This is a genomic window from Massilia sp. UYP34, from assembly GCF_056279385.1.
This window is the reverse complement of record NZ_JBWBRF010000001.1, coordinates 380504-404738: the sequence shown is the minus strand read 5'-3', so window position 1 is coordinate 404738 and position 24235 is coordinate 380504. Positions and strand designations below refer to the sequence as shown.

Below are 24235 nucleotides of genomic sequence, written 5' to 3'. Positions count from 1 at the left end.
TGTGTTACCCGTGTTGCATTGGCCTGACGCGGCAATGAAGCGTCGTTGAGCCTGTTTGTGTTTCCATGCTATATTTAATGTTAAAAATATGGCAAAAACATGTCTTGCAGGCGATAAATAAATTTGCATGAGCAGTCCGCTGTTCAGCAGACTTGCTTGCATGACCGACCAGTCATCGAGCGTACGGCGCCGGCTTGCCGTATGTTCACATGGTTGGCACTGAGCGGCACGCCGGCCTATGTGTCCGACAACAAGCTGTTGCCCCGCGCACGCTAGATGTAGCGATAAAGAAACAAATTCGAATCTTTGTTATATTGATAATGTTGCGCTAAGAAATTTGTTGACCAGAAGATGGTCATCTGTCGCCGATACAACAGGTATGCTGGCGAGCGCGACACGGTGTAGCTATTGTATGAGACCATGCGCGCGCTGCGTTCGATGCAGTGAAGCCTTGCCGTCGTTTTGCCAACTCAGCAAGCAGTGAAGCAATAATAAATTCTGGGGAATAACATGTTTCGGATCTCTAATCACTATGTGTCGAAGATCGTATTCGTCCTACTGTTCGTAGAGATATTGATCCTGCTCGGTGCAGCCTATGCGGGCGCAGCCATGCGCTTTCTTGACGTCGACGCGCCGGCGACAGCCTTGCAGCTCGATCACTTCATGGCGTCGGCCATCGCCTTCGCGATTGCGGTCAGCTTCAGCATGAGCGCCATGGGCATGTACCAGCTCGATTTCGACGAAGGCTTGCGCCATCCCTTCCTGATGAAGCTGATGCCCGCCTTCCTGATGGGCTTCCTGATCCTGACGCTGGTGTTCTATATTGCCCCCGACCTGTATTTCGGCCGCGGCATCCTGCTGCTGGTGTTCGGCCTGGCGGCGGTCGGTATCTTTACCGCGCGCATCATCTTCTTCAAGACGTCCGAAATGCGCCTGATGCAGTCGCGCATCATGTTCCTCGGCTGCGGTCCGCTGGCCAAGGAGTGCAGCGAGCTGGCGCAGAAGAAGACCAGCTACCACCGCTACAATATCGCCGGCTTCATCCCGGTCGCCAGCGAAGAGGTCTGCGTACCCTCCGGCGACCTGCTCAAGGTGCGTGACGGCGATTCGCTGGTCAAGGTCGCCAAGCAGTATGGCGTGCAGGAAATCGTGGTCTCGGTACAGAACCGGCGCGGCAGCTTCCCCATCAAGGAACTGCTCGACTGCAAACTGCAAGGCCTCAAGGTCACCGACGCCGCCACGTTCTTCGAACGCGAAACCTGCCAGATCCGGGTCGACTCCCTGCAGCCGAGCTGGCTGGTCTTTGGCGGTGGCTTTGACCAGAGCTATATCCGCACCTTCATGAAGCGAGGCTTCGACCTGGTGTGCAGCACCCTGATCATGGTCGTGACCCTGCCGATCATGCTGGCCGCGGCGATCGCCGTGTGGCTGGAAGACCGCGGCCCCGTGTTCTATTCGCAGGAACGGGTCGGCAAGGACGGCAAAATCTTCCGCGTGCACAAGTTCCGCAGCATGCGCACCGATGCCGAAAAGGGCGGCAAGCCGCAGTGGGCGGCCCAGAACGATCCACGCGTCACCCGCGTCGGCAATTTCATGCGCAAGACCCGCATCGACGAATTGCCCCAGGTGTTCAACGTGCTCAAGGGTGACATGTCGTTCGTCGGTCCGCGTCCCGAGCGTGCCTATTTCGTCGAGCAGCTGATCGAGGTGGTGCCATATTACAATGTGCGCCATAGCATCAAGCCAGGCATCACCGGATGGGCCCAGGTGCGTTACGGCTACGGCTCCTCGGCCGAGGATGCGCTGCAAAAGCTGCAGTACGACCTGTATTACGTCAAGAACAACAGCCTGTTCCTCGACGTGCTGGTGCTGATCAACACGCTCAAGGTCGTCCTGTTCCGCAGCGGGCGCTGAGGCGCACGCCCCGGAAGGCGCCAGGGCCGGGCATCGGTGTGATCTCCTCACCCGGATTTTTTCAATGCACGTTCTCATGGATGGCGCACGTTGACCAGCATTGCCGTCTATAGCTATAGCGTCGCCGCCATCGGTTTCTTCCTGCTGATCGGTCTCCTGCTGACGATCTGGCGCGGCCGCAGCCACGTCGCGCCGATCGCGATCGCCTGCGCGCTCACCGCGCTCTGGTCCGGCGCCCTGGCCATGGAAGCCGCGTCCGGCTTTAGGCTGTGGTCGGTCTGGACCGACAAGCTCGAGATCCTGCGCAGCGGCGCCTGGTGCGTCGTGCTGGTGCTGTTACTGGGAAACTACAGGGATCCGGGCAGCCGCTGGCCATTCGGCCTGCGCACGCCGGTGTTTGTCGGCGGCATGGTCTACCTGGGCCTGCTGCTGGCGACGGCGCTGCTGCGCACCGACCTGATGCTCAATGTCGACGGCATGCTGCCGAACGTGACGGCGCGCGTGTGCCAGGCGGTGCTGGGCATGCTGCTGGTCGAGCAGGTGTACCGCAACAAGACGGTGCAGGAACGCTGGGCCATCAAGTTCGCCTGCCTCGGCATCGGCGCCATGTTCGCCTACGACTTCTATATGTACAGCCAGGCGATGCTGTTCCACGAGATGCACCAGGACACCTGGGCCGCGCGCGGCATCGTCAACGCCCTGGCCATGCCGCTGATCGGCACCGCGGTCAAGCGCGGCACCTCGCGCGCCAATGCGCTGGCGCTGTCGCGGCGCGTGATGTTCCATTCGACCGCGCTGTTCGGCTCCGCGCTGTACCTGTTGGCGATGGGCTTCGCCGGCTACTACCTGCGCTACTTCGGCGGCAGCTGGGGCGGCGTGATGCAGGTCGTGTTCCTGTGCGGCGCGCTGCTGGTGCTGGCCGGCACCCTGTTCTCGGGCACGTTCCGCTCCTGGCTCAAGGTCTTCATCAGCAAGCATTTCTACAGCTACGGCTATGACTACCGCGAGGAATGGATGCGCTTCACGCGCACCCTGTCCGAGCACAGCGCCAATATCGGCGAGCGTGCGATCGAGGCGGTCGGCGCCCTGGTCGAAAGCCCGGGCGGGGTGCTGTGGCAGCGCCGCGACGGCGAACCCGACGGCGCCGGCGCCGGCACCTATCGCCCGGTGGCCGGCCTGCAGGCCGCCAGCAGCGCCGTCGAGCCGGCCGATTCGAAGTTCTGCCGCTTCCTGGAAACCACCCAGTGGGTGATCGACCTGCGCGAATACAAGTCCTTGCCCGAGAAGTACGGCGACCTCGAACTGCCGGCCTGGCTGAAGGAGTTCCCGCGCGGCTGGCTGGTGGTTCCCCTGATGATGCACTCGAAACTGTTCGGCTTCGTGGTGCTGCAGGATGCGCGCAGCACCGTGGCCCTGAACTGGGAAGTGTTCGACCTGCTCGAGATCGCAGGCAGCCAGGCCGCCAGCTACCTGGCGCAGCAGGATGCCGCCGACGAATTGATGGTGGCGCGCCAGTTCGACTCGTTCAACCGCATGTCGACCTTCGTGGTGCACGACCTCAAGAACCTGGTGTCCCAGCTGTCCCTGATGAACGCCAACGCCGAAAAGCACCGCGACAATCCGGAGTTCCAACGCGACATGCTCGACACGGTCGACCATTCGATCCAGAAGATGACGTCGATGCTGCAGAAACTGAGCCGCAACGATGCCCCGGCGCGGCCGCGCGCCTTGTCGGTCGAGGCCGTGGTGCGCCAGGCGATCGCGCTCAAGAGCGCCCTCGAGCCGCATCCGCTGCTGCAGGTCGAGCAGCAGGGCCTGATGGTGCTGGCCGACCGCGAGCGGCTCGAGCGCGTGCTGGGCCACCTGATCCAGAATGCGATCGAAGCCACGCCCAAGAGCGGGCGCGTCAACGTGAGCATTCGCCGCCAGGGCAACCGGGTGGCGATCACGGTGGCCGATACCGGCGCCGGCATGACCGAGAAATTCATTCGCGAGCGCCTGTTCAAGCCGTTCGAATCGACCAAGCCGGCCGGCATGGGCATCGGCGTGTTCGAGAGCCGCGAATACATCAATGAACTGGGCGGCGCGCTGGACTTGACCAGCACGCCCTCGGTTGGAACCACTTTTACCGTCACCCTGCCGTTGTACCACGAGGCCGGCATCGCCGCCGGCGCCGTCGATCGCGCAGCGTGAACTGAGGAATAGCCGTGACCCAAAATAAACCGAAACTGTTGATCATCGAGGACGACCCCGGTCTGCAAAAGCAGCTGCGCTGGAGCTTCGATGCCTATGACGTGGTCGTCGCCGGCGACCGCGAGAGCGCACTGGCGCAGATTCGCCGCCACGAGCCGGCGGTGGTCACCATGGACCTCGGGCTGCCGCCCGATCCGGACGGTTCGACCGAGGGCCTGGCCACGCTGGAGCAGATCCTGGCGCTGGCGCCGGACACCCGCGTGATCGTCCTGACCGGCAACCAGGAGCGCGCCAACGCGGTCAAGGCGATCGCCATGGGCGCCTACGACTTCCACCAGAAGCCGTGCGAACCCGAGGTGCTGAACCTGGTGATCCAGCGCGCTTTCTTCCTGCACAACCTGCAGATGGAAAACCGGCGCATGCAGTCGAACCAGGCCGATTCGCCGATGGCGGGCGTGATCAGCCGCGACGCCGGCATGCTCAAGGTGTGCCGCAACATCGAGAAGGTGGCCCCGACCTCGGCCTCGGTGATGATCCTGGGCGAATCGGGCACCGGCAAGGAAGTGCTGGCGCGCGCGCTGCACGCGCTGTCGCCGCGCGCCAAGGAGCGCTTCGTGGCGATCAACTGCGCCGCGATTCCGGAGAACCTGCTCGAGAGCGAACTGTTCGGCTACGAGAAGGGCGCCTTCACCGGCGCCGCCAAGCAGACCAAGGGCAAGGTCGAACTGGCCAACGGCGGCACCTTCTTCCTCGATGAAGTGGGCGACCTGCCGATGCCGCTGCAGGCCAAGCTGCTGCGCTTCCTGCAGGAGCGCGTGATCGAGCGCATCGGCGGCCACGAGGAAATCCCGGTCGACGTGCGCATCGTGTGCGCCACCCACCAGAAGCTCAAGGAATTGTGCACCACCGGGCGCTTCCGCGAAGACTTGTATTACCGCCTGTCGGAGATCGTCGTCACGATCCCGCCGCTGCGCGTGCGCCAGGGCGATGCGGCCCTGCTGGCCCACCATTTCAAGAACAAGTTCTGCGCCCAGGAGTCGCGCCCGACCCTGCACTTCGCGCCCGACGCGATCGCCGCGATCGAGGGCTACGAGTGGCCGGGCAATGTGCGCGAGATGGAAAACTGCGTCAAGCGCGCCGTGATCATGGCCGACGGCCCGACCATCGTGGCCGACGACCTGGGCCTGCCCGACCATGGCGCGCAGGTCGAGCAACCGCTGAATTTGCGCCAGGTGCGCGACGAGGCAGAGCATGCCGCCATCGTGCGCGCGCTGGCGCGCGTGGACGGCAATATCGTCAAGGCCTCCGAGATGCTGGGCGTGAGCCGCCCGACCCTGTATGACATGATGAACCGGCACGGCATCAAGAGCAGCGCATGAGGCGTGGCGCGCGGCTGGCGCTGGCCGCACTGGCGGCCTGCGTCGTGCTGGCCGGCTGCGGCATCGCCGCGACGCTGTTCGCGCTTGAACGCGCTGGCGTGATGCCGCGCGCGCTGGCGCCGTATATCGAAAAGCGCAGCAGCGGTCACAACGCGGTCATCACCGGCGCCGGCCGGCTCGCCAGCGATGTCTTGCTGACGCTGGACCGCGGCGCACCGGCCAGGGCCGGTCTCGACGGCCTGCGGCTGGGCGCCCAGCCGCAGGCCGCGGGCGCGCCCGGGCCCGCGGCCGGCCTGGTGCGCGACGTCGCCGCGCTGCGCGCCGCCATGGCCGCGGCTGCGCCCGGCGCCACGATCACGCTGGCGCCGGGAACCTACCGCATCGTGAACCGCTCGCTGGAAGCCGGCAGGCCCGGCGCCGCCGGAGCGCCGGTCGTGGTGCGCGCCGCACAACCTGGCACGGTGACCTTGCTCTCGCATGTCACGATCGCGATCCGCGTCAGCGCCCCGCACTGGCGCTTCGAGAACCTGGCCATCGACGGCGCCTGCCGCCGCCACGACGACTGCGAGCACGCGTTCCAGGTCACCGGCGCGGCCAGCCACTTCGCCGCCGTCAACAACCTCGTCCAGGGCTTCAATGCCCATTTCAAGATCAACGGCGCCGGCGGGCGCTTTCCCGACCATGGCCTGATCGAGGCGAATACCCTGTCCAATCCGGCGCCGCGCGCGACGCGCCGGCCAGTGACGCCGATCGACCTGGTCGCGGCCAGCGACTGGACGGTGCGCGGCAACGTCATTCGCGACTTCGTCAAGCTGCAGGGGAACCGGGTCAGCTACGGGGCCTTCGCCAAGGGCGGTGGCAGCGGCAACGTCTTCGAGCGCAACCTGGTGTGGTGCGAGCAGACGCTGGCAGGCCAGCCGGGCCAGCGCGTCGGCCTGTCGCTGGGCGGGGGCGGTACGGGCGCGCGCTTCTGCCGTGACGGACGCTGCGTCACCGAGCAGGAACGCGGCGTGCTGCGCGCCAACCTGATCGTCGGCTGTTCGGACGTCGGCATCTACCTCAACAGCGCTTCCGACTCCCGCATCGAGGACAATACCCTGATCGACACGGCCGGCATCGATGTCCGTTACGCCACCAGCAGCGCGCGGCTGGACGGCAACCTGGTCGATGGTCCGATCCGCAGCCGCGATGCCGGCCTGCTGCACCTGGGAGACAACCGCGATGCCGGCCTGTGGCGCTCGTACGTGGGCTGGCATCCGGTGCGCGCGCTGTTCGCAGCCCCGGGCGAAGGCGATTTTCGCTGGAAAGACGAGGCGCCGGGACGCACGCAGCCGCGCCGCGATGGAGTCGACCTGTGCGGCGTCGCGCGCGCCACGGTGGGCGTCTATGGCGCCTTCGACGATTTCGGCGCCTGCCGGCGCCGCTGAAGAGTTAGAGCCTTACCAGGAACGCAGCCACTCGCTGGTCCAGCGCGCGACCTGGTCGCGCCAGGCCCGCCGCGAGAAGGTATGGTCGGCGTCGTCGATCCGGCGCCGCGTCACGCGCGGTGGAGCGAGTATGCCGCGCCAGGCGAGGTCGGCATCTGCCAGGTCGCAGAACTCGCGCGCGGTCAGGTCGGCGCCGGCGATCACCAGCAGCACCCGGCCCCGGAAATCCTGCAGGCCGGCGCGCATCCGCTCGGGCAGCGAAGTCGTTGCGGGGGCGCCGGCGGCGGCGGCAGGCATGGGCTTGCCCCTGGCCTTGCGCAGCAGCGCCAGCAGCGAGGCCAGCGAGCGGCGCCAGTCGAGGCCTCCACGCAGCAGCTGTTTCCAGAAGGCGGGATCCTTCAGGCGCGCGCGGTAGTAGTGGCGCAGCGTGGCGCGCGCCAGGCCGTCCTCGGTGCGTACCCAGGGATTGAGCAGGACCAGGCCGGCCACGCGCGCGTCGCGCGCGGCGTATATGCCGATCGCCGAGGCGGCGTCGCACAAGCCCCATAGCACCACTTCGCGCAGCCCGGGGACGGCCGCCATGAAGGCGTCGATGGCGGCGCGCAGGTCGTCGTCGACGTCGTCGAAGGGGCGCGCGGCGCCTTCGCTGTCGCCCATGCCGCGGTAATCGAAGCGCAGCACCGGCACGCCGTCGCGCGCCAGCTCGCGTGCCAGCAGCGTGAACTGGCGGTGGCTACCGGCGCGGTATTGCGGCCCCCCGACCACCACCAGCACCCCGCGGGTGGCGGATGCCGCCTGGCCAGGCAGGCTCAGGATGCCGTACAGGCGTTCGCCGCCGCAGCCGAAGGCGAGCGCGCGCTCTTCGAGGCCTTCGTCGATGTTCGCGCCGGCTTCCATATGCGTTGTCTCCACGCCTTCAATGCCCATGCAGTCTTGCCTCCAGCGCGGCCACCCCGGCATCCAGCCAGGCCGCGTTCTCGGTGATTTCGGTGGTGGTCCAGAACGGCGCGCCATGGACCGGGTGCAGGCGCAGGTCGACGCCGTCCGTCCGCCAGGCGGCGGCGGCGCGCGCAGCGCCGGGAGCCGCTTCGGCGCCGGGCTGCATCACCGCTTCGATCCAGTCGACCGGGCACGCAGGCCGGAATGCGTCGAGCGGGTCGAGCGCGTCGAGCGCGGCCGCCAGGCGCGGATCGAGGTCGTAGCCCGCGATCTCGAGCGTCTCGCCGGCCTGCAGCGCCGCGCGCAGCGCAGTGGTACTGGCGCCGGGGCCGGCGTCGCCGTCGGCCAGCAGCGCCCCGGCCAGGCGCAGGCGCAGGAACTGGGTCAGATACGCGCCGCCTTTCAGCACCGGCTGCCACAGCAGCATGCCGGCCACCGGATGCGCGGCCGCGCGCGCGTAGTCCAATGCCAGCAGGGCGCCCAGGCGCAGGCCCCACAGCCGCAGCGGCGCGTCGGTTCGCTCGCGCAGCCAGGCCGCGGCCAGCGCCAGGTCGGCCTTCCACAGTTCCCAGCGCGCGTCGCCGAAGTCGCCGCTGCTGTCGCCGCAGCCGGCCAGGTCGATCTGCAGCACGGCGTGGCCGGCCGCGGCGAAGGCGCGCGCCTGCAGCGCCGCCATGCGGCGTGCGCGGTTCATCTCTTCGGCGAAAGGATGCACGTACAGCAGCGCGCCGCGCGCCGGGCCGGCTGGCGGGTGGTAGAGGCAGAAACGCTGTCCGCCGTCCGCCTTCAGGAAGAAGGGCTCGGCCGGCGCGCCGGCGGCGTCCTTCATGCGCCGCGCTTGGCTTCCACGAAGGCGGCCAGGCTGCCCAGGGTGGAAAAGGTGCTGGCGCTGATGTCGTCGTCGTCGATCGCGATGTCGAAGTGTTCTTCCAGGGCGGCGATCAGGCTGATCACCGCCATCGAGTCGAGTTCCGGCAGCGCGCCCAGCAGCGGCGAGTCGGCGGTCAGGTCGCGTCCGGCGTCGCCCAGGCTGAGGACGTCGGTGAGGATGGTCTTGGTTTGGTCGAGGTACATGTGGATTCCATTCACGGAAGGCGCCGCGCCTGTGCGGGCGCGCCTAAGGGTTGGGGCGCAGCAGCGCCAGCCGGTTCTTGATCGGCGCCGCCAGCCGGTGCACTTCGCCGACCAGTTCATGGCGCGTCAGGCGCAGCAGCAGGTACCAGACCGCGGCCAGCAGCGGCGCCATCACGAGCAGGCGCAGCATCGGCGCCAGCGACGACGGCAGCAGCATCGCCAGCAGCATACCAGCACCGACGCTGCCCAGGGCCACCAGGGCGCTCGGCGCCAGCGCGCGCAGCAGGGGCAGCATGCGCAGGTCGAAATAGCGCTTCTGCTGCATCGCGCGCAGCGGCAGGCTCACGATCGTCGCCAGGAACAGCGCCCAGGCAAAGCCGGCCAGGGAGCCATCGTACATCAGGACGCCGAACAGGATCCGCGCCAGCAGCATGCCCAGCACCGGGACCGCGCTCAGGTAGGGGCGGCCGATCGCGGCCACCGCCATCGAGATATAGTTGAACATCATGATCGCGGCCGCCGCCAGCGTCAGCGGCAGGATCGCCGGCACCGCCTCGAGCCAGGTCGGACCGTACAGGGCCAGTACGATGTCGTGGCCGAGCACCGCGGTCAGGCCCAGCGCGGTCCAGCCGACGCCGGTAAGCAGCAGCGTGGCGCGCGTGATGACGGGGGCCAGCGACTCGCCGCGGTGGTGGATCTGCGACAGGTAGGAGACGGCGCCATAGTTGACGGTGGAGCCGGCCACGTGGATGAAGATCTGGACCGTGGAGTTGGCGCGGCTCAGCAGGCCGACCTGGGCCGCCGACCCGAGCTTGCCGAGCAGGACGTCGGGAATCGCGTTGTTGACCGCCACCGCCATGTTGGATACCAGCGAGCCGACGCCGAAGTGCGCCACGCCGCGCCAGTGCGAGAACGACGGCATCCATGGGACGTTACGCGGGCGCATCGGGATCAGGGCCAGCATGCAGGCCAGGATGTTGATCAGGTTGGCCCAGGCCAGGCTCATGCTGCCGAAGCCGAGCTTGGCCAGCACCAGGCAGCTGACGCAGAAGCTGATGGTGCCGGCCGCGTTCACGATTGCCTGCTTCTCGGCCGCGAATTCGCGCGACAGCAGGGCATTGGTGACCGAGCCGAACGGGATGAAGACGAAGCCGAGCGCCAGCACCTGCATCACCGGCACGATCTCGGGTTCGGCAAACCAGTCGCCGAGCGCGTCGCTGGCCAGGTACAGGCACAGCGCGATCAGCCAGGACGACGTGAAGACCACCCCGCTGGCCGAGCGCAGCTTGTCGGGCGTGAGGTTCGGTTCGCGCTGAAGATAGCCCGACACGCCGAAATCGCGGAACACGCCGGCCAGGTTCACGAACACCACCGTCATCGAATAGACGCCGATCTCGCTCGGGCTCAGGATGCGCGCCAGCAGCACGCTGACCAGGAACTTGAGCATGGTCGCGCCGGACGACGAAAAGAAATTGATGATCAGCGAACGTCGCAGATTTGCCATGGCCATGGGGAGGTGAACGCAGCCGCCTCGTTCAGCGGGCGGGAGCGGGACACGGCGATTGCGGCGCCGCATCGGTTGCTGTAATGCACGACATTATATGCGGCATTGCTGTGGACAGATGCCCGCACGATACATTTTTGACAATGGTGTGGCGATGCTCAGCGGCGCGGGACGATCGCCCATTGCGGCGCCCTGGCATAGTCCGGCTTGTCGGCGCGTGCGTCGAAGCGCTTCCAGGCCTCGGCCGCGTTGTCGATGCCCGAAGTCGCCGCGACGGCGAGCGCCGGCTGCATGTTCGCCGGGAATCCCATCGGCGAATCGGCATAGCCAGACATGCGCCCGGGCGTCCACGTGCGGCGGTAGACCTTGGTCAGCCAGTCGGCCTGGGCCTGGCTGGCGCAGGGCTGGTCGATGAAGCGGGCGCCGTCCGGGTGGCTGGCGCGCTTGCCATCGTCCTTGCGATAGGAGTCGCGATCGTAATTGGCCCGGTACAGCTCTGCGAAGCTGTCGTACAGCGGTCCCCGTTCCTTGTCGTCGGGGCGGAACTTGAGGAAATAGGCGGCGCCTTCGGTCCAGCAGAAGCCGGGCGCGGTCATGCGTCCCACCGGGTAGGCGGCTTTCCAGCGCAGGATCGGGGTCGCCTTGGCGAAGCCGAGTTCGGCCAGGTGGCCGAAGCTCCAGGTCAGGAAGTCGTCCTGCCACGGGGCCGAGTTCTTGACCCGGAACGCGCCCTCGCCCGAGCCGTCGTAGACGCCCAGCTTGTTCGGCCGGCCGGCCACGTAGGTCGCGTGGTAGAACGCCAGGTTGTTGTCGAGCTGCTTCGTGAAATAGGCTTTCAGTGGATGGGCGTCGGGCGTGATGTAGGCGGCGTGGCCGAGCGTGCGTAGTGACCAGGCCTGGCCGCGCAACTGCTGCCAGCGCACCAGGCCCTGGCCTTTGCCGGAATTTGCCGGATCGGTGCCGAGCGGGTTGGTGGCGGCCCAGAACTGCAGCTCTTCGAGATAGTAGTAGTCGCCGGTGAGCAGGTAGGGCAGGTAGGCCAGCGAGGGCTGGTGCGCGGTGTCGTTGGTGTACGGCGTCTTGCACAGGTTCTTGCCGGCGCAGCGCGGCACCGGCAGCGGCCCCTTGTGCGCCAGGTTCATGTGGGTCGAGATGTCGCGGTTGGCCGGCGTGTCGGTGCGCACCGGGTAGCCGGTGCGCTCGTCGCGCAGGTGCACCGACCAGCTGCCCGATCCTTCCGCCGCCGCCATCATCGCATCGCGCGCACGCACGTCGGTCGACAGCAGGTAGTGCACCGACCAGGAGGGCAGCGGACCGATGTCGCCGCGGCCGCCGGAGGTCGGCATGTAGGCCATGACGGGGCCGATGCGCATCGGGCCGGTGTTGTCGGGCTTCAGCCGCTCCGCCAGGTTGGCCAGCGCCCGCTCGTCCGGCTTGATGGTCTGGTCGTAATTGGGCACGGCCCCGCTGGCGATCAGGTAGGCGCCGTTTGGCCGCACGTGGATCGCCGGCGCGCGCGTTTCGTTCCACCAGGCCAGCTGGCGCCAGCGCGCATGGCGGTAATGGGTAAGTCCGGCCTGCTGGTAGACCTTGCGCCCGCCGACCTCGACCTCGACGTCGTATTCGACGTTGCGCGCGCCGGCCTGGAAGGTCTTGGTGTTCTCGACCACGACTTCGACCCGCGCCTGTTTTTCCAGGCCCGGATACCAGCGCACCGCGAAGCTGGCGCCCAGCAGCGGGTGGGCCGAGCCGCTCGCCGACTTGAGCGGAACGGCGCCGCGCCACTCCCTGGCCACGGCGCCGTCCAGCCAGGCGCCGGCGTTTGCGCCCCTGGACGCGCCCTTGGCCGCGGCCAGCGCATCGGCCAGGGTAGCGCGATACACCGCGCCCTCCGTCCGGATGTCGATGCTGGCGCTCAGGCCATCGGCGAGCAGGCGCTCGATGCCGGCGCCGCCGGCGCGGGCCGGCTTCGCCGCAGCTGCCTTGACCAGCTCCAGGCTGGCCGTGGCGCGCGCCTTCAGCTTCGGCAGGATGCCGGAGACGATCGCGTGGCGTACCGAGCCGTCCGGATGGGTGGCCTTGACGTCGGCCTGCAACGGCAGCATGTTGCCGTCGCCGAGGCGCGCGGCCAGTCCATCGTTCTTGCCGAGGCTCCCGGGGGCGAACACCTGGCCGAAGGTGAACGGCACCTCGGCCTGGTCGGCGCCCAGGTTCTGGATGCGCACGCCGGTGATGGACTCGGCCGCGGCGGCCGGGGCGGCCAGCACGGCCAGTACGGCCAGGCAGGCCAGCGCGCAGGCCGGGCGGGGGACGAAAGCGGACAGGGGACCGAGCATGGCGAATCCGGGAAGCGGCCGGTTCAGCCGGCCGGGGTCGACTGCGCGAGCGTGACGCCGGCGGCGTTGCTGCTACCGATCATGCGGATAGCGTCGCGCGAGGTTGCTTCATACTGGCCGCTGATGAAGCGCATCGACCCGATGAAGTGGTAGAACGCAGTCTCGGAGGTCGCGCAGTCGGGGGTGCCGTATTTGGGGAACGGCAGCGAGCGGGTGCCCGGGGCGTTGGCCACCAGGTAGTTCGACGTCACCTGCTCGGTGCCCCAGCGCGTCCAGTCGTTGCCCAGCTTGGCGGTCATGCGGCGCGAGAAGTCGGTCATGCTGTCGCGCATGGTCTGGGAGCGCGGGAAACCGGTGAATCCGGAACAGCCGCGCACGTAACGGGCGTCCTGCGGCAGGCCGACGTTGACCATCTCGCTTTCGGTGACGGTCTGGATGTGGGCGTCCGGCTTGAGGAAGGCCAGCGCGCGCTCGCGCACCTCGGACAAGTGGCGGATCGGGGTGTCCGGCATTTCTCCCAGCACGAAGCCGGCGCCGTTGCGCACCGCCTCGAGCACTTCGGGAATCGGCTGCGTCGTCACGGTGTCGGCATCGAGCTGGATGACGTAATGCTCGCGCACCAGCCCGGCGATGGCGTACAGGCGTTCCCAGGTGCCGCCGCGCGGGATGTCGGGATGGGTGAATTCGTCGGCCGGGCGCAGTTCGATGTGCGGCACGTGCTGGCGCAGCAGGGCCTGGTCGTGGTCGCTGATCGACGGGTCGCACACGACCACGATCCGTTCCGGGTTCAGGAAATGGACGAAGGACTTGACTGCCACCAGGTAGGCCTGGACGTCGCGTGTGTGGACCATCGACAGCAGCACGAACGGCAGGCTGCCGCGTTCGACTGGGCGGGTCGACAAGATCTCCTGGATCACCTTCTGGTGCCGCGCGCGGAAATAGTCGCGCTTGAGACGTGCGACCATCCTATTAAATAAAGACATCCCTACTGGCTCCTGTATCGGCATTCAAGCGGGCTGGCGGGGCCAGCCCTGGACGGGTGATGCGGCTGAGCATCGCATGCTGCTCTTGCCTTCCTTGCAATGACGCGCAATTATTATATGCTGCAACATCCCGGCGCACGCGTTCCATGCTGCATTTTTGTCATCAGACATTAAATGTTGTCATTCTGAATGATGCGCGTGCCTGCCAACCTAGCATGGAGAGCGAGTGAGTAGTCATCCCGTAACATTTTTCCTGCCCGATGCGCAACAGGTGGCGCAGTTCCAGGACGCCGACCCGGATCGCGACTGGGCGCTGTTCAATACCGGCGTGCATGTCTGGGTCGGCCAGACCTATCTGCGCCTGAAGCGGGCCGGACATCCGGTGCTGCTGGCGGCATCGACGCCGCGCGCAGGCGTCGTGGTCGCCCATGCCGACCACGTTCCGGCGCTGCTGCGCCAGCGCGGCTGGCTGTCCCCGCTGACCATCGTGGCGGCGCGTGCCGACCGTCCGCGCCAGCCGTATGCCGACGTCGAGGTGGTGCAGAACGCCGCCTCGGCAACGGCGGCCAATGTGTTCCATGTCCAGCACTGGCCGCAGCCGGGCCTGGTGGCGCGCGATCCCTGCCGCGGCGACGCGGTGCGCACGGTCGCCTTCAAGGGGACGGTGGGAGAGATGACGCCCGAATTGGCCGCGCCGGCGTGGGCTGACGGACTGCGCGGGCAGGGCATCGAGTGGCAATGCGACGCGGTCGCGTGGGGCGGCAATGCCGCCGCCTACCAGACCAGCTGGAACGACTACGGCGCCATCGACGTGATCGTCGCCATGCGCAAGGACTTGTCTCACCTGCATGTGAAGAAGCCGGCCAGTAAACTGATCAATGCGTGGCTGGCCGGGGTGCCGGCCATCCTGGGGCCGGAACAGGCCTACCGCGAGCTGCGCCGCTCCGAGCTCGACTACATCGAGGTCGCGTCGGCCGGCGAAGCGGCGGCGGCGCTGGCGCGCCTCGCGTCGGATCCGGCGCTGTACCGCGCCATGGTCGAGAACGGGCGCCGGCGCGGCCAGGAGGTGCGGGCCGAGGCCTGCACCGCGGCCTGGGCGCGGCTGCTGTTCGAGACCGTCCCCGCGCGGCATCCGCCGGCTCTGGCCCGGCTGGGCTGGCGCAGCCTGCGCTGCCGGGCCGCAGCCTGGCGCGCCCGGTCGACGGCGCGATAGCGGCGGCGCCCCCCAAAAAAAAACCGGGCTTCTCGCGAAGCCCGGTCGTGGTGAAACGCGGTTGTCTGTCAGCGCGGGATGATGGCCCACTGCGGACCACGGCCGTAATCCTGCTTGTCGGCGCGGCCAGTAAATACCGTCCAGGCCTGGGCCGCGTTCGCGATGCCCGAGGTGGCGGCCACGGCCAGCGCCGGCTGCATGTTGGCGGGGTAGCCGAGCGGCGAATCCGAGAAGCCCGACATCCGGCCCGCAGTCCAGTGGCCCTTGGTCGCCGCGCGGAACCAGTCGCTCTGGGCCTGGCTGGCGCATGGCTGGTCGATGTATTTCTGGCCATCCGGGTGGGTCAGCCTCTTGCTTTCGTTCGAGATGCTGTCGCCGCCAAAGTTAAACTGATGCATCGTGGCCAGGTCGGTGAACAGCGGCTGCTTGGCGCCTGGACGGAATTCCAGATAATAGGCCGACGCCTGGATCCAGCAGTAGCCCGGCGTGGTCATGCGGCCGACCGGGTATTTCGCCTTCCAGTTGAGGATCGGCTGCGCCTTGCTGAAGCCAAGTTCCGCCAGGTAGCCGAAGCTCCAGGTCAGGAAGTCGTCCTGCCATGGGGCAGAGGCGCTCACCGCGAAGGCGCCGGCGCCGCTGCCGTCATAGACGCCGAGCTGGTTCGGATTACCGACCACGTAGGTGGCGTGGTAGAAATCCAGGTTGTTGTCGAGCTGCTTGACGAAGTAATCCTTCAGCGTATGGGTGTCCGGCGTGATGTAGGCCGCATGGCCCAGCGTACGCAGCGACCATGCCTGGCCGCGCACCTGCTGCCAGCGCACCAGGCCCTTGCCGTTGCCGGAATTGGCCGGATCGGTGGCCAGGGGGTTGGCCGCGGCCCAGAACTGCAGCTCTTCCAGGTAATAGTAGTCGCCGGTCAGCAGGTAGGGCAGGTAGGCCAGCGAAGGCTGGTGGGCGGTGTCTTCGGTGTTCGGCGTGCTGCACAGGCCCTTGTTGTTGTCGGCGCAGCGCGGCACCGGCAGCGGACCCTTGTGCGCCAGGTTCATGTGGGTCGACAGGTTCTTGTACGCGTCGTTGTCGACGCGCAGCGGGAATCCGGTCTGTTCATCGCGCATGTGGATCGACCAGGTGCCCGAGCCGTCGGCGGCCGCCATCATGGCGTTGCGAGCGCGCATGTCCATCGACAGCAGGTAGGAAACGGTCCAGCTCGGGAGCGGGCCGATGTCGCCGCGGCCGCCGGTGGTGGCCATGTAGGCGACCACCGGGCCGATCGTCATCGGGCCGGTATTGGCGGCCGTGATCTGCTTGCCCATGATCGCCAGCGAGTTTTCGTTGATCTCGATGTTCTGGTCGTAGTTCGAGATCGCCTTCGAGGCGATCAGGTAGGCCGTGTTCGGCCGCACGTGGATGTTCGGCGCGCGGCTGGCGTCCCACCAGCCGCTCTGGTGCCAGCGCGAGTGGTGGTAGTGCGCCATCTGGCTCTTGGCGAAGATCGAGCGGCCGCCGACGTTGACGTTCACGTCGTAGCGCTGGTTGCGTGCGCCGGCCTTGAAGGTCTTGGTGTTCTCGACGATCACGTCGACCCGCGCCTGCTTCGACAGGCCGGCATACCAGCGCACGGCGAAGCTGGCGGTCAGCAGCGGATGTTCGACGCCGGCGGCGTTCTTCAGCGGGGTGCTGAGGATCCATTCGCTGACGACCGGGCCCGACAGCCATTGGACCGGCTTTGGCGAGGCCAGCGCGCCAGCCAGCGAGGCGGTGTACTGCACGCCCTCGTGGGTCAGGACGATGTCGCTGGTCAGGCCACTGGCGGCCAGGTCCTGCAGCGTGAGCGCGCTTTTCTCGGGTGCGGACGTCTTGAGCAGCTGGATCTTCGCGATTTGGCCGACCGCCAGGTTCGGCAGGACGCCGGACACGATCATGTGGCGTACCGAACCGTCGGCATGGGTGGCCTTGACGTCGGTCTGCAGGCGCACCAGGCCGCCGTCCGGCAGGCGCGCTGCCAGGCCTTCGGTCGGGGCCATCTGGCCTTGCGCGACGATCTGGCCGAAGGTGAACGGCACGTTGGTCTGCGCCAGGCCCTGGTTCTGGATCTCGAAGTCGGTCACCCTGGCGCCGGCGACGATCGTGGCCGGGTTGGTCGTGGGCAACGGCGTGAGAATGGTCGGGGCGGTTGGTTGCGGCACGAAGCCGGTGGTGGTTCTGGCCAGGGATGTGCCATCCATGCTGCCGCTCACTACGGCGGCTGCGACATCGTCGTCACCGCCGCCGCCGCCGCATGCGCTCAGCAGGGCTGCGCTCAGTACGGCAGCGAGCATTGCAACGCGGCGCTGGGTATGTGGGAAATCCTGGCTGCCACGTACCGCGCGGCTCGGGGTCATCTGTTCGGTATTCATGGTGGTCGGAAGAGGTTCGCCGGAGAAATAGTTTCTGAATGAAACAGAACTTTACATCGGCCAACTTTTTCCGTGGGGCAATTATTCGCAGTTTTTGCCGATTTCCTGTGCAAAAACAACGAAGATGCCGCCGTTGAAATCAATTAAGACAATAAAGTCAAGAACATTTTTTCAAGAGACGTAGGAAAGCGACAATCTACTTGTCAGGAGTGCATGAATTCAGCGATGAATCTCTGAATTTCCAGCCAAAGATCGCGAGCAACCGTGGCGCGATAGTTCGTATTTACTGATTTTTTGCCGCTTGCCGTGCCGGGATCACTGCGCGGGCAGGGCCGGCACGCGTGAGATCGGGTTGTCATCCGATAATTCTTTTATATGCTAGGATGACAACATCAATGGACCGGCGACATCGCTTTCAGCGCTGCCGTGTGCGGTCATCGACCCTGTTATCAAAGGACATCGTCGCAGCCGATGTGCGACGCCTCATCGGCGCGCTCAGGCTTCGCGGAAATTGATGCAATGCTAAGCACAACCAACCATGTAGCGGCCCGGCTAGCGGCCGGGCGGCCACCGGTCCTGATCGTCATCGTCGATACCGAAGAAGAGTTCGCCTGGGACAAGCCTTTCGACCGCGCCAACACCGGCACCACCTCGGTCGCCGCCCAGCCCCTGATGCACGATCGCGTGTTCGACCGGCTCGGCATCGTGCCCGCCTATATGGTCGATTGGCCGGTCGCCACGGCGCCTGCGGCCGCCGCCACCCTGCGCAGCCTGATGCGCGAGGGGCGTTGCGAGATCGGGACCCAGCTCCATCCGTGGGTCTCGCCGCCGTACGACGAACAGGTGACCGGCTTTAACTCCTACGCCGGCAACCTGCCGCGCGAGCTGGAGCTGGCCAAGGTGCGGATGCTGACCACCGCCATCGGCGACGCCTTCGACCGCATGCCCACCGCCTTCAAGGCCGGGCGCTACGGCCTGGGCCCGCACAGCGCCGAGGCAGTGGCGGCGCTGGGCTATGAGATCGACGCCAGCGTGGTGCCCTACACCCGCTTCGAGGATGCCGGCGCGCCCGACTTTCGCAGCTTCGACGAACATCCCTACTGGTTCGAAGCAGGGGGGCGGCGCCTGCTCGAGCTGCCGGTAACCACCGGCTACGCCGGCTGGCTGCGCGGCATGGGGCCACGCCTGTTCGAGCTGGCCCGCGCGCCAGCGGGACGCGCGCTGCACATGGGCGGCGTGCTGGCGCGCAGCGGCGCGCTGGAGCGTATCCGCCTCAGTCCCGAGGTCGCCACCGGCGCCGAGATGCGGCGCCTGACCCGCGCCCTGCGCGCCAACGGCTGCGAGGTATTCTCGCTGACTTACCATAGCCCATCGCTGGTGCCGGGCCACACGCCCTATGTGCGCGACGCGGCCGAGCGCGAACGGCTGGTGACGACCATTCACGATTACTGCACCTGGTTCCGCGACGAGATCGGCGGCGAATTCCTGAGCATGTCGGCGCTGCCGGCGGCGCTGGGGGCATCCTCGGCGAACGGGCAGGCCAGGGGCGAACCGCAGCTCAGCCAGGGTTGAGGCGCATCCCGGCGCCAGCGCGCCGGCCGCATCAGGCAGCGTGAAGCCGCCTGATCCAGGGCCAGCGATAGGCGTTCAGGTGGTACATGACGCGGACCTCGTCGGTCCAGCGCAGGTGCCACTCCATCACCCGCCCGTAGAACTCGATGCGCGCGAAGCGTGCGGAGTCGATGATCGCGCGCGTGGCTTCCTCGCGCATCAGCAGCGCCGGCGACAGCGCCTTGCCGAAGCCCTCGTCGTACGCGGTTTTCAGTACCACGATGCAGTCGCCGCCCTCGATGCACAGGTCCATCGCCGCCAGCCGTTCGCCGATGAAGTAGCGGTACACGCAGGCCGCGCCAGCGCCGGCGAAGGCTTCGAGCATGGCGCGGTAGAAGCGGCCCTGGGCGTTGTCGCCGGCGACCGCGGTGCCGTCCTTGGCCTTCCAGCCGGCGCTTTCCAGGCGGCCGTAGTCCTCGACCGCGGCCGCCATCTCGTGCGCCGCCCGGCTGGCCTGCAGGCGGGTCGTCACGCCATCGTCCTGCAGGCGCTTGCGCTGCTTGCGCAGGTTGACGCGCAGGTTCTTGCCGCGTCCTTCCCAATAGGCGTCGAAGCTGGCCGGCAGGGTGACACGGGCGGTGTCGATATAGTCCAGCGTGCGCGCGATGGCGTCGTCCGCCGGGCGCTCCATCAGCATCGGGTCGCACTGGGTCAGGCCGAGCATGAAGGCAGGGCCGGGCAGGGCCCGCATCAGGGCCGGCAGGCTCGCGCCGCGCGGCCGCGCGTCGCGCTGCAGCCACAGGCCGACCGGCGCCTGCGAGGGTTGGAAGGTGTTCCAGGCGCCCAGGCGCGACGGCGCCAGGATCGTCGTGACGTCGGTCTGGCCGTCCACCTCGCGCCAGGCCAGCCGCTCGCGGCCGGTTCCGAATGCCGCCAGCGCGGCGACCGCGAATTCGGGCGCCAGCAGCGGCGAGCCGGCGCTGGCCCGGTGCAGGCGGCGCCAGCGCTCCTGGAGCTCGGGCCGCGCCAGGAACTCGGCCGCCGGGACCACTTGCCAGCTCATGCCGCCACCGCCATCGACGCTTCCAGCGCGGCGCGCACCGTGGCCGCCAGCCAGGCGCTCTCGGACGCCGTCAGCTCCTGGTGCACGGGCAGGCCGAACAGGCATCGGCCCAGCGCCGCGCTGTTGGCGCAGGTGGCGGCGTCGACCCCCGGCCACAGGCTGGCGCCGAAGCGCACCATCGGCACGCCGGCCGCGCGCAGGCGCGCGAACAGTTCGGCCGGGCGCTCGGCCAGCAGCGGAAAGACCCACGGACAGGCGCCGGGTGGCAGCGCCGCGAACAGCGGCCGCCAGCCGGGCGCGCCGTCCAGCGCGCGTTCCAGTTCCAGGTAATGGCGGCGCCGTTTCTCGACGATGCGGGCGCGGCCGGCGCCGCGCAGCACGAGACGCGAGAATCGCGACGAGCGGCGGTCGAGCCAGTTGGCATCGAAGGCGAAGCTGCTGTCGGACGAAGAAGGGGCCAGCGCCAGTGGCGCCGTTTCCATGGCCGTGGTGGCGGCCACGGAGCCGGCCGCGCGCGCCTTGATCCGGTTCCACAGCGCGGTCTTGAGCCGCAGCGGCAGCGCTGCGGCCAGGCGCAGCGCCGGCAGGCGACCGTGTCCGAAACTGGCCTCGAGCGCGCCAAGCGCGGCCTTGGCCTCGAAGCCGGCGCCGGCGCCGGCCAGCCGGTCCGGCAGCGCATGCCGGTGCGAGACCAGGCAGCCGCCTTCGAAGATCGGGAAGAATTTCATGCTGCTGCCGATCGCGTAGTCGCCGCTGGCGCCGACCGCCACGCCCTCGCGCTCGCCGAAGAAGCAGTGCGCGCAATCTTCGAGCAGCCCGGCGCCGTGGGCGTCGCACAGGGCGCGCAGGGCGCGCAAGTCCTGGGGAAAGCCGAAGAAATGGGTGGCCATGACGGCTTTCACGCCGGGCGCCATCTTGCGCCGCACGTCCTCCAGGTCGACCGTGGTGTCGGGGTGGACCCGGTAGAACACGACTTCGGCGCCGCGCCAGTGTACCGGCGGGATCATCGACGGGCTGTGGTAAGCCGGCACCAGCACCGTGTCGCCAGGCCCCACGCCGAGCGCGCGTAGCGCCATGCCGATCGCGATCCGGCCGCTCGTCACCAGTTGCACCGCGGGCGCGTCGTCCAGCGCCGGCAGGGGCGCCTGGCGGGCGCCGAACGCGCCCAGCGAGAGCACCGGCACGGAGGGAATGGCGCGGCGCGGCGCGGTACTGTTGTTTATTCTGGGCATGATTTAAATATAACATGGGGGCGGGCGATTCCCGTGCACCGGGAGTCCGCGCGCCGGGCGGCCGATGATGCCGGCATTGCATGCGGGCGGCTTGCGATCGGGCCCGAACTGGTAAGATGGCGGACGCGCCGCGCCCTATCGGTTGGGTGGCGGCCATCGAGACCCGGAACGCGATGAACCACCTGATCCACGACAGCATTTTCGACAGCGCAGCGCGCACCCCCGACGCCCCGGCGCTGGCCTATGGCGCCGAGCGCTGCACCTATGCCGCACTGGCGGCCCGGGTGAGCGCCGCCGCCGCCCTGTTCCTGGCCTGCGGCCTGCGGCCGGGCGAGCGCGTGGCGGTCTACATGGAAAAGCGCATCGAGAACGTGGTCGCCATGTTCGGCGCGGCGGCCGCCGGCTGCGTGTTCGTGCCGGTCAATCCGCTGCTCAAGCCCGAGCAGGTGGCCTACATCCTGGCCGACTGCAATGTGCGCCTGCTGGTGACGACCCCCGAGCGTCGCGCCCAGCTGGCGCCCGCGCTGGCCGGCTGCCCCGACCTGCGCGCGCTGCTGCTGACCGACGGCGCGGCGCCGGCGGATCTCGCCGGCGCGCCGCAGGTGCTGCACTGGCGCGAGCTGGACGCCCACGCCGGCGCCGCCCCGGCGCCGCACCGCCGCATCGACACCGACATGGCGGCCATCCTGTACACGTCGGGCAGCACCGGCGCGCCCAAGGGCGTGGTGCTGTCGCACCGGAACATGGTCGCCGGCGCCGCCAGCGTGGCCGGTTACCTCGGCCTGGGTGCGCAAGACCGGCTGCTGGCGGTGCTGCCGCTGAGTTTCGACTACGGCCTGAGCCAGCTGACCACCGCCTTCCTGCGCGGGGCCAGCGTGGTGCTCATGAATTACCTGTTCCCGAAGGACATCGTGGCCGCCGTGCGCGCCGAGCGCATCACCGGCCTGGCCGCGGTGCCGCCGCTGTGGATCTCCCTGTCGCGCCTGGAGTGGCCGGCCGATTGCAGCCTGCGTTTCATCACCAATTCCGGCGGCGCCATGCCGGTGGCGACCGTCAAGGCGCTGCAGGAAGCGCTGCCGCGCGCCGAGATCTTCCTGATGTACGGCCTGACCGAGGCGTTCCGCTCGACCTATCTGCCGCCGGCCGAGCTGGCGCGCCGCCCGGATTCGATCGGGCGCGCGATACCGAACGCCGAAGTGCTGGTGGTGCGTCCCGACGGCAGCCTGTGCGAGGACGACGAACCGGGAGAACTGGTGCACCGCGGCGCACTGGTGGCGCTGGGCTACTGGAACGACCAGGCGCGCACTGCCCAGCGCTTCCGTCCGGCCCCGGGCCAGGATCCGGCCCTGCCGCTGCCCGAGCTGGCGGTATGGTCGGGCGACACCGTGCGCCGCGACGGCGACGGCTATCTGTATTTCATCGGCCGCGCGGACGAGATGATCAAGGTCTCGGGCTACCGCATCAGCCCGACCGAGATCGAGGGCGTCCTGCATGCGAGCGGCCTGGTGAGCGAGGTGGCGGTGTTCGGCATCGACGACGAGATGCTGGGGAACGCGATCGTGGCGGTGGCGGTGGCCGATCCGCAGGCGGTGGACCGCGCCGGCTTGCTGGCCGAATGCAGGCGCCGGCTGCCGGCCTACATGGTTCCGGCCCATATCGTCCTGCGCGCAGAAGCGCTGCCGCGCAACCCGAACGGCAAGATCGACCGCAACCTGCTGCGCCAGACCTTCCGGCCCGGCCGCTAGGCCGCGCCGCCCACCATCTTTTTTGCTCCGCACGCTCATGACCGGCACCAAGCCCCAGCACGCACCCCAGATCCACTTCCCGGTGGTCGACGACGTCCTCCAGGTCGGCGGCATCCCGCTCACCCGGCTGGCGCAGCGCGTCGGCCGCACACCGTTCTTCGCGGTCGACCGCGCGCTGTGCACGGCCCGGGTGGCCAGCCTGCGCGCGGTGCTGCCGCCGCAGGTTGCGCTGCATTACTCCATCAAGGCCAATCCGATGCCGGCCCTGGTGCAGCACATGGCAGGGCTGGTCGACGGCCTCGACGTGGCGTCGGGCGCGGAACTGCGCACCGCGCTCGACACCGGCAAGGATCCGGCGCGGATCAGCTTTGCCGGCCCGGCCAAGCTGGAGACGGAACTGAGCCAGGCGATCGCCGCCGGCGCATGCCTGAATGTCGAATCCGGGCACGAGCTGGCCAGCATTGCCCGCATCGGCGACGCGACCGGCATCACGCCGCGCGTGGCGCTGCGCATCAATCCGGCGTTCGAGCTGAAATCCTCGGGCATGAAGATGGGCGGCGGCGCCAAGCCCTTCGGCATCGACGCCGAGCTGGCGCCGGCCCTGCTCGGGCAAGTGGCGAGCCTGGGGCTGGATTTCCAGGGCTTCCATATCTTCAGCGGCTCGCAGAGCCTGCGCCTGGACGCGATCCTCGAAGCCCAGTCGCACAGCATCGAGCTGGCCATGCGGCTGGCCGGCGACAGCCCGCTCGCGGTGCGCCACGTGAACATCGGCGGCGGCCTCGGGATCCCGTATTTCCCGGGCGAGCAGCGCATCGACCCGGCGCCGATGGGCGAGCACCTGGCCGCCTGGCTGCCGCGCCTGGCCGCGGCGTTGCCGCAGGCGCGCCTGGCGTTGGAAATGGGACGCTACCTGGTGGGCGAGGCCGGCATCTACGTGACGCGCGTGATCGACCGCAAGGTCTCGCGCGGCGAGGTGTTCCTGGTGCTGGACGGCGGCATGCACCACCACCTGGCCGCATCGGGCAACCTGGGCCAGGTGATCCGCAAGAATTATCCGGTCGTCGTGGGCAACCGCATCAACGCGCGGGGCGATGCGCCCGACAGCGGCCCGGCCTCGGCCACCGGCCCGCTGTGCACGCCGCTCGACATCCTGGCCGAGCGCATGCCGCTGGCCCACGCCCGCATCGGCGACCTGGTGGTGGTGTTCCAGTCCGGCGCCTACGGCGCCAGCGCCAGCCCGGCGATGTTCCTGGGCCATCCGCCGGCGCTGGAAGTGCTGGTCTGAG

17 protein-coding genes are annotated in these 24235 nt (G+C 68.2%); 8 read left to right on the top strand and 9 right to left on the bottom strand.

The window, feature by feature from the left end:
* Positions 1-510: 510 nt before the first annotated feature.
* The 4 genes from ACZ9AQ_RS01765 (at position 511) to ACZ9AQ_RS01750 (ending at position 6913) form a co-directional block, all read left to right on the top strand.
* A complete protein-coding gene (locus ACZ9AQ_RS01765; protein WP_429201215.1) occupies positions 511-1914 on the top strand; it encodes a TIGR03013 family XrtA/PEP-CTERM system glycosyltransferase in 1404 nt (467 codons plus the stop codon).
* A gap of 90 nt (positions 1915-2004) precedes the next feature.
* Positions 2005-4107: an XrtA/PEP-CTERM system histidine kinase PrsK gene (gene prsK, locus ACZ9AQ_RS01760; protein ID WP_429201217.1), complete on the top strand. Its 2103-nt coding sequence runs from the start codon at positions 2005-2007 to the stop codon at positions 4105-4107.
* Positions 4108-4121: 14 nt separating this feature from the next.
* A complete protein-coding gene (gene prsR, locus ACZ9AQ_RS01755; protein WP_429201219.1) occupies positions 4122-5486 on the top strand; it encodes a PEP-CTERM-box response regulator transcription factor in 1365 nt (454 codons plus the stop codon).
* Positions 5483-6913, top strand: a complete 1431-nt coding sequence (locus ACZ9AQ_RS01750; protein ID WP_429201221.1) for a right-handed parallel beta-helix repeat-containing protein — start codon at positions 5483-5485, stop codon at positions 6911-6913. The genes prsR and ACZ9AQ_RS01750 overlap by 4 nt, the downstream gene beginning before the upstream one ends.
* A 12-nt stretch (positions 6914-6925) precedes the next feature.
* Here ACZ9AQ_RS01750 and ACZ9AQ_RS01745 read toward each other — a convergent pair whose 3' ends face one another.
* The 6 genes from ACZ9AQ_RS01745 to ACZ9AQ_RS01720 all read right to left on the bottom strand — a co-directional run bounded on the left by ACZ9AQ_RS01745 (position 6926) and on the right by ACZ9AQ_RS01720 (position 13749).
* Entirely contained in the window at positions 6926-7840 is a 915-nt protein-coding gene (locus tag ACZ9AQ_RS01745; protein WP_429201222.1) for a hydrolase 1, exosortase A system-associated, read from the bottom strand.
* The gene (locus tag ACZ9AQ_RS01740) at positions 7830-8681 is read right to left on the bottom strand and encodes a hydrolase 2, exosortase A system-associated (protein ID WP_429201224.1); all 852 of its coding nucleotides are present in this window, start codon (positions 8679-8681) and stop codon (positions 7830-7832) included. Before ACZ9AQ_RS01740 ends, ACZ9AQ_RS01745 begins: the two co-directional genes overlap by 11 nt.
* A complete protein-coding gene (locus ACZ9AQ_RS01735; RefSeq protein WP_429201225.1) occupies positions 8678-8926 on the bottom strand; it encodes an acyl carrier protein in 249 nt (82 codons plus the stop codon). The genes ACZ9AQ_RS01740 and ACZ9AQ_RS01735 overlap by 4 nt, the downstream gene beginning before the upstream one ends.
* A 43-nt stretch (positions 8927-8969) precedes the next feature.
* Positions 8970-10430 carry an oligosaccharide flippase family protein gene (locus tag ACZ9AQ_RS01730; protein ID WP_429201227.1) on the bottom strand — a complete coding sequence of 487 codons (1461 nt, stop codon included), beginning with the start codon at positions 10428-10430 and terminating at the stop codon, positions 8970-8972.
* A gap of 158 nt (positions 10431-10588) precedes the next feature.
* Positions 10589-12766, bottom strand: coding sequence for an RIFT barrel domain-containing protein (locus tag ACZ9AQ_RS01725; protein ID WP_429201229.1), 2178 nt, complete (start codon positions 12764-12766; stop codon positions 10589-10591).
* A 23-nt stretch (positions 12767-12789) separates the two neighbouring features.
* Positions 12790-13749, bottom strand: a complete 960-nt coding sequence (locus ACZ9AQ_RS01720; protein WP_429201231.1) for a glycosyltransferase family protein — start codon at positions 13747-13749, stop codon at positions 12790-12792.
* Positions 13750-13975: 226 nt separating this feature from the next.
* Here ACZ9AQ_RS01720 and ACZ9AQ_RS01715 point away from each other — a divergent pair, with 226 nt between their 5' ends.
* Positions 13976-14962, top strand: a complete 987-nt coding sequence (locus tag ACZ9AQ_RS01715; RefSeq protein WP_429201233.1) for a hypothetical protein — start codon at positions 13976-13978, stop codon at positions 14960-14962.
* Between the two features lie 68 nt (positions 14963-15030).
* Here the strand turns inward: ACZ9AQ_RS01715 and ACZ9AQ_RS01710 are convergent, their stop codons facing one another.
* Positions 15031-17358: a hypothetical protein gene (locus ACZ9AQ_RS01710; protein ID WP_429201235.1), complete on the bottom strand. Its 2328-nt coding sequence runs from the start codon at positions 17356-17358 to the stop codon at positions 15031-15033.
* Positions 17359-17877: 519 nt separating this feature from the next.
* On the opposite strand from ACZ9AQ_RS01710, the gene ACZ9AQ_RS01705 reads away from it, so the two are divergent.
* The gene (locus tag ACZ9AQ_RS01705) at positions 17878-18930 is read left to right on the top strand and encodes a polysaccharide deacetylase family protein (protein WP_429201237.1); all 1053 of its coding nucleotides are present in this window, start codon (positions 17878-17880) and stop codon (positions 18928-18930) included.
* A 31-nt stretch (positions 18931-18961) separates the two neighbouring features.
* Here ACZ9AQ_RS01705 and ACZ9AQ_RS01700 read toward each other — a convergent pair whose 3' ends face one another.
* Together ACZ9AQ_RS01700 and ACZ9AQ_RS01695 are read right to left on the bottom strand one after the other, a co-directional pair.
* Positions 18962-19972: a GNAT family N-acetyltransferase gene (locus ACZ9AQ_RS01700; RefSeq protein ID WP_429201239.1), complete on the bottom strand. Its 1011-nt coding sequence runs from the start codon at positions 19970-19972 to the stop codon at positions 18962-18964.
* Positions 19969-21204 carry an aminotransferase class I/II-fold pyridoxal phosphate-dependent enzyme gene (locus ACZ9AQ_RS01695; RefSeq protein ID WP_429201241.1) on the bottom strand — a complete coding sequence of 412 codons (1236 nt, stop codon included), beginning with the start codon at positions 21202-21204 and terminating at the stop codon, positions 19969-19971. Before ACZ9AQ_RS01695 ends, ACZ9AQ_RS01700 begins: the two co-directional genes overlap by 4 nt.
* A 173-nt stretch (positions 21205-21377) precedes the next feature.
* On the opposite strand from ACZ9AQ_RS01695, the gene ACZ9AQ_RS01690 reads away from it, so the two are divergent.
* Positions 21378-22949: an acyl-CoA ligase (AMP-forming), exosortase A system-associated gene (locus ACZ9AQ_RS01690; RefSeq protein WP_429201243.1), complete on the top strand. Its 1572-nt coding sequence runs from the start codon at positions 21378-21380 to the stop codon at positions 22947-22949.
* A gap of 37 nt (positions 22950-22986) precedes the next feature.
* Positions 22987-24234: a pyridoxal-dependent decarboxylase, exosortase A system-associated gene (locus ACZ9AQ_RS01685; RefSeq protein ID WP_429201245.1), complete on the top strand. Its 1248-nt coding sequence runs from the start codon at positions 22987-22989 to the stop codon at positions 24232-24234.
* Position 24235: the final 1 nt, after the last annotated feature.

Coding starts and splice junctions, on each gene's coding strand:
- ACZ9AQ_RS01705 (WP_429201237.1), top strand. CDS start 17,878: ATGCTAAGCACAACCAACCATGTAGCGGCCCGGCTAGCGGCCGGGCGG.
- ACZ9AQ_RS01745 (WP_429201222.1), bottom strand. CDS start 7,840: ATGGGCATTGAAGGCGTGGAGACAACGCATATGGAAGCCGGCGCGAAC.
- ACZ9AQ_RS01735 (WP_429201225.1), bottom strand. CDS start 8,926: ATGTACCTCGACCAAACCAAGACCATCCTCACCGACGTCCTCAGCCTG.
- ACZ9AQ_RS01750 (WP_429201221.1), top strand. CDS start 5,483: ATGAGGCGTGGCGCGCGGCTGGCGCTGGCCGCACTGGCGGCCTGCGTC.
- ACZ9AQ_RS01695 (WP_429201241.1), bottom strand. CDS start 21,204: ATGCCCAGAATAAACAACAGTACCGCGCCGCGCCGCGCCATTCCCTCC.
- ACZ9AQ_RS01710 (WP_429201235.1), bottom strand. CDS start 17,358: ATGAATACCGAACAGATGACCCCGAGCCGCGCGGTACGTGGCAGCCAG.
- ACZ9AQ_RS01720 (WP_429201231.1), bottom strand. CDS start 13,749: ATGTCTTTATTTAATAGGATGGTCGCACGTCTCAAGCGCGACTATTTC.
- ACZ9AQ_RS01740 (WP_429201224.1), bottom strand. CDS start 8,681: ATGAAGGACGCCGCCGGCGCGCCGGCCGAGCCCTTCTTCCTGAAGGCG.
- ACZ9AQ_RS01685 (WP_429201245.1), top strand. CDS start 22,987: ATGACCGGCACCAAGCCCCAGCACGCACCCCAGATCCACTTCCCGGTG.
- ACZ9AQ_RS01700 (WP_429201239.1), bottom strand. CDS start 19,972: ATGAGCTGGCAAGTGGTCCCGGCGGCCGAGTTCCTGGCGCGGCCCGAG.
- ACZ9AQ_RS01725 (WP_429201229.1), bottom strand. CDS start 12,766: ATGCTCGGTCCCCTGTCCGCTTTCGTCCCCCGCCCGGCCTGCGCGCTG.
- ACZ9AQ_RS01730 (WP_429201227.1), bottom strand. CDS start 10,430: ATGGCAAATCTGCGACGTTCGCTGATCATCAATTTCTTTTCGTCGTCC.
- ACZ9AQ_RS01690 (WP_429201243.1), top strand. CDS start 21,378: ATGAACCACCTGATCCACGACAGCATTTTCGACAGCGCAGCGCGCACC.
- ACZ9AQ_RS01765 (WP_429201215.1), top strand. CDS start 511: ATGTTTCGGATCTCTAATCACTATGTGTCGAAGATCGTATTCGTCCTA.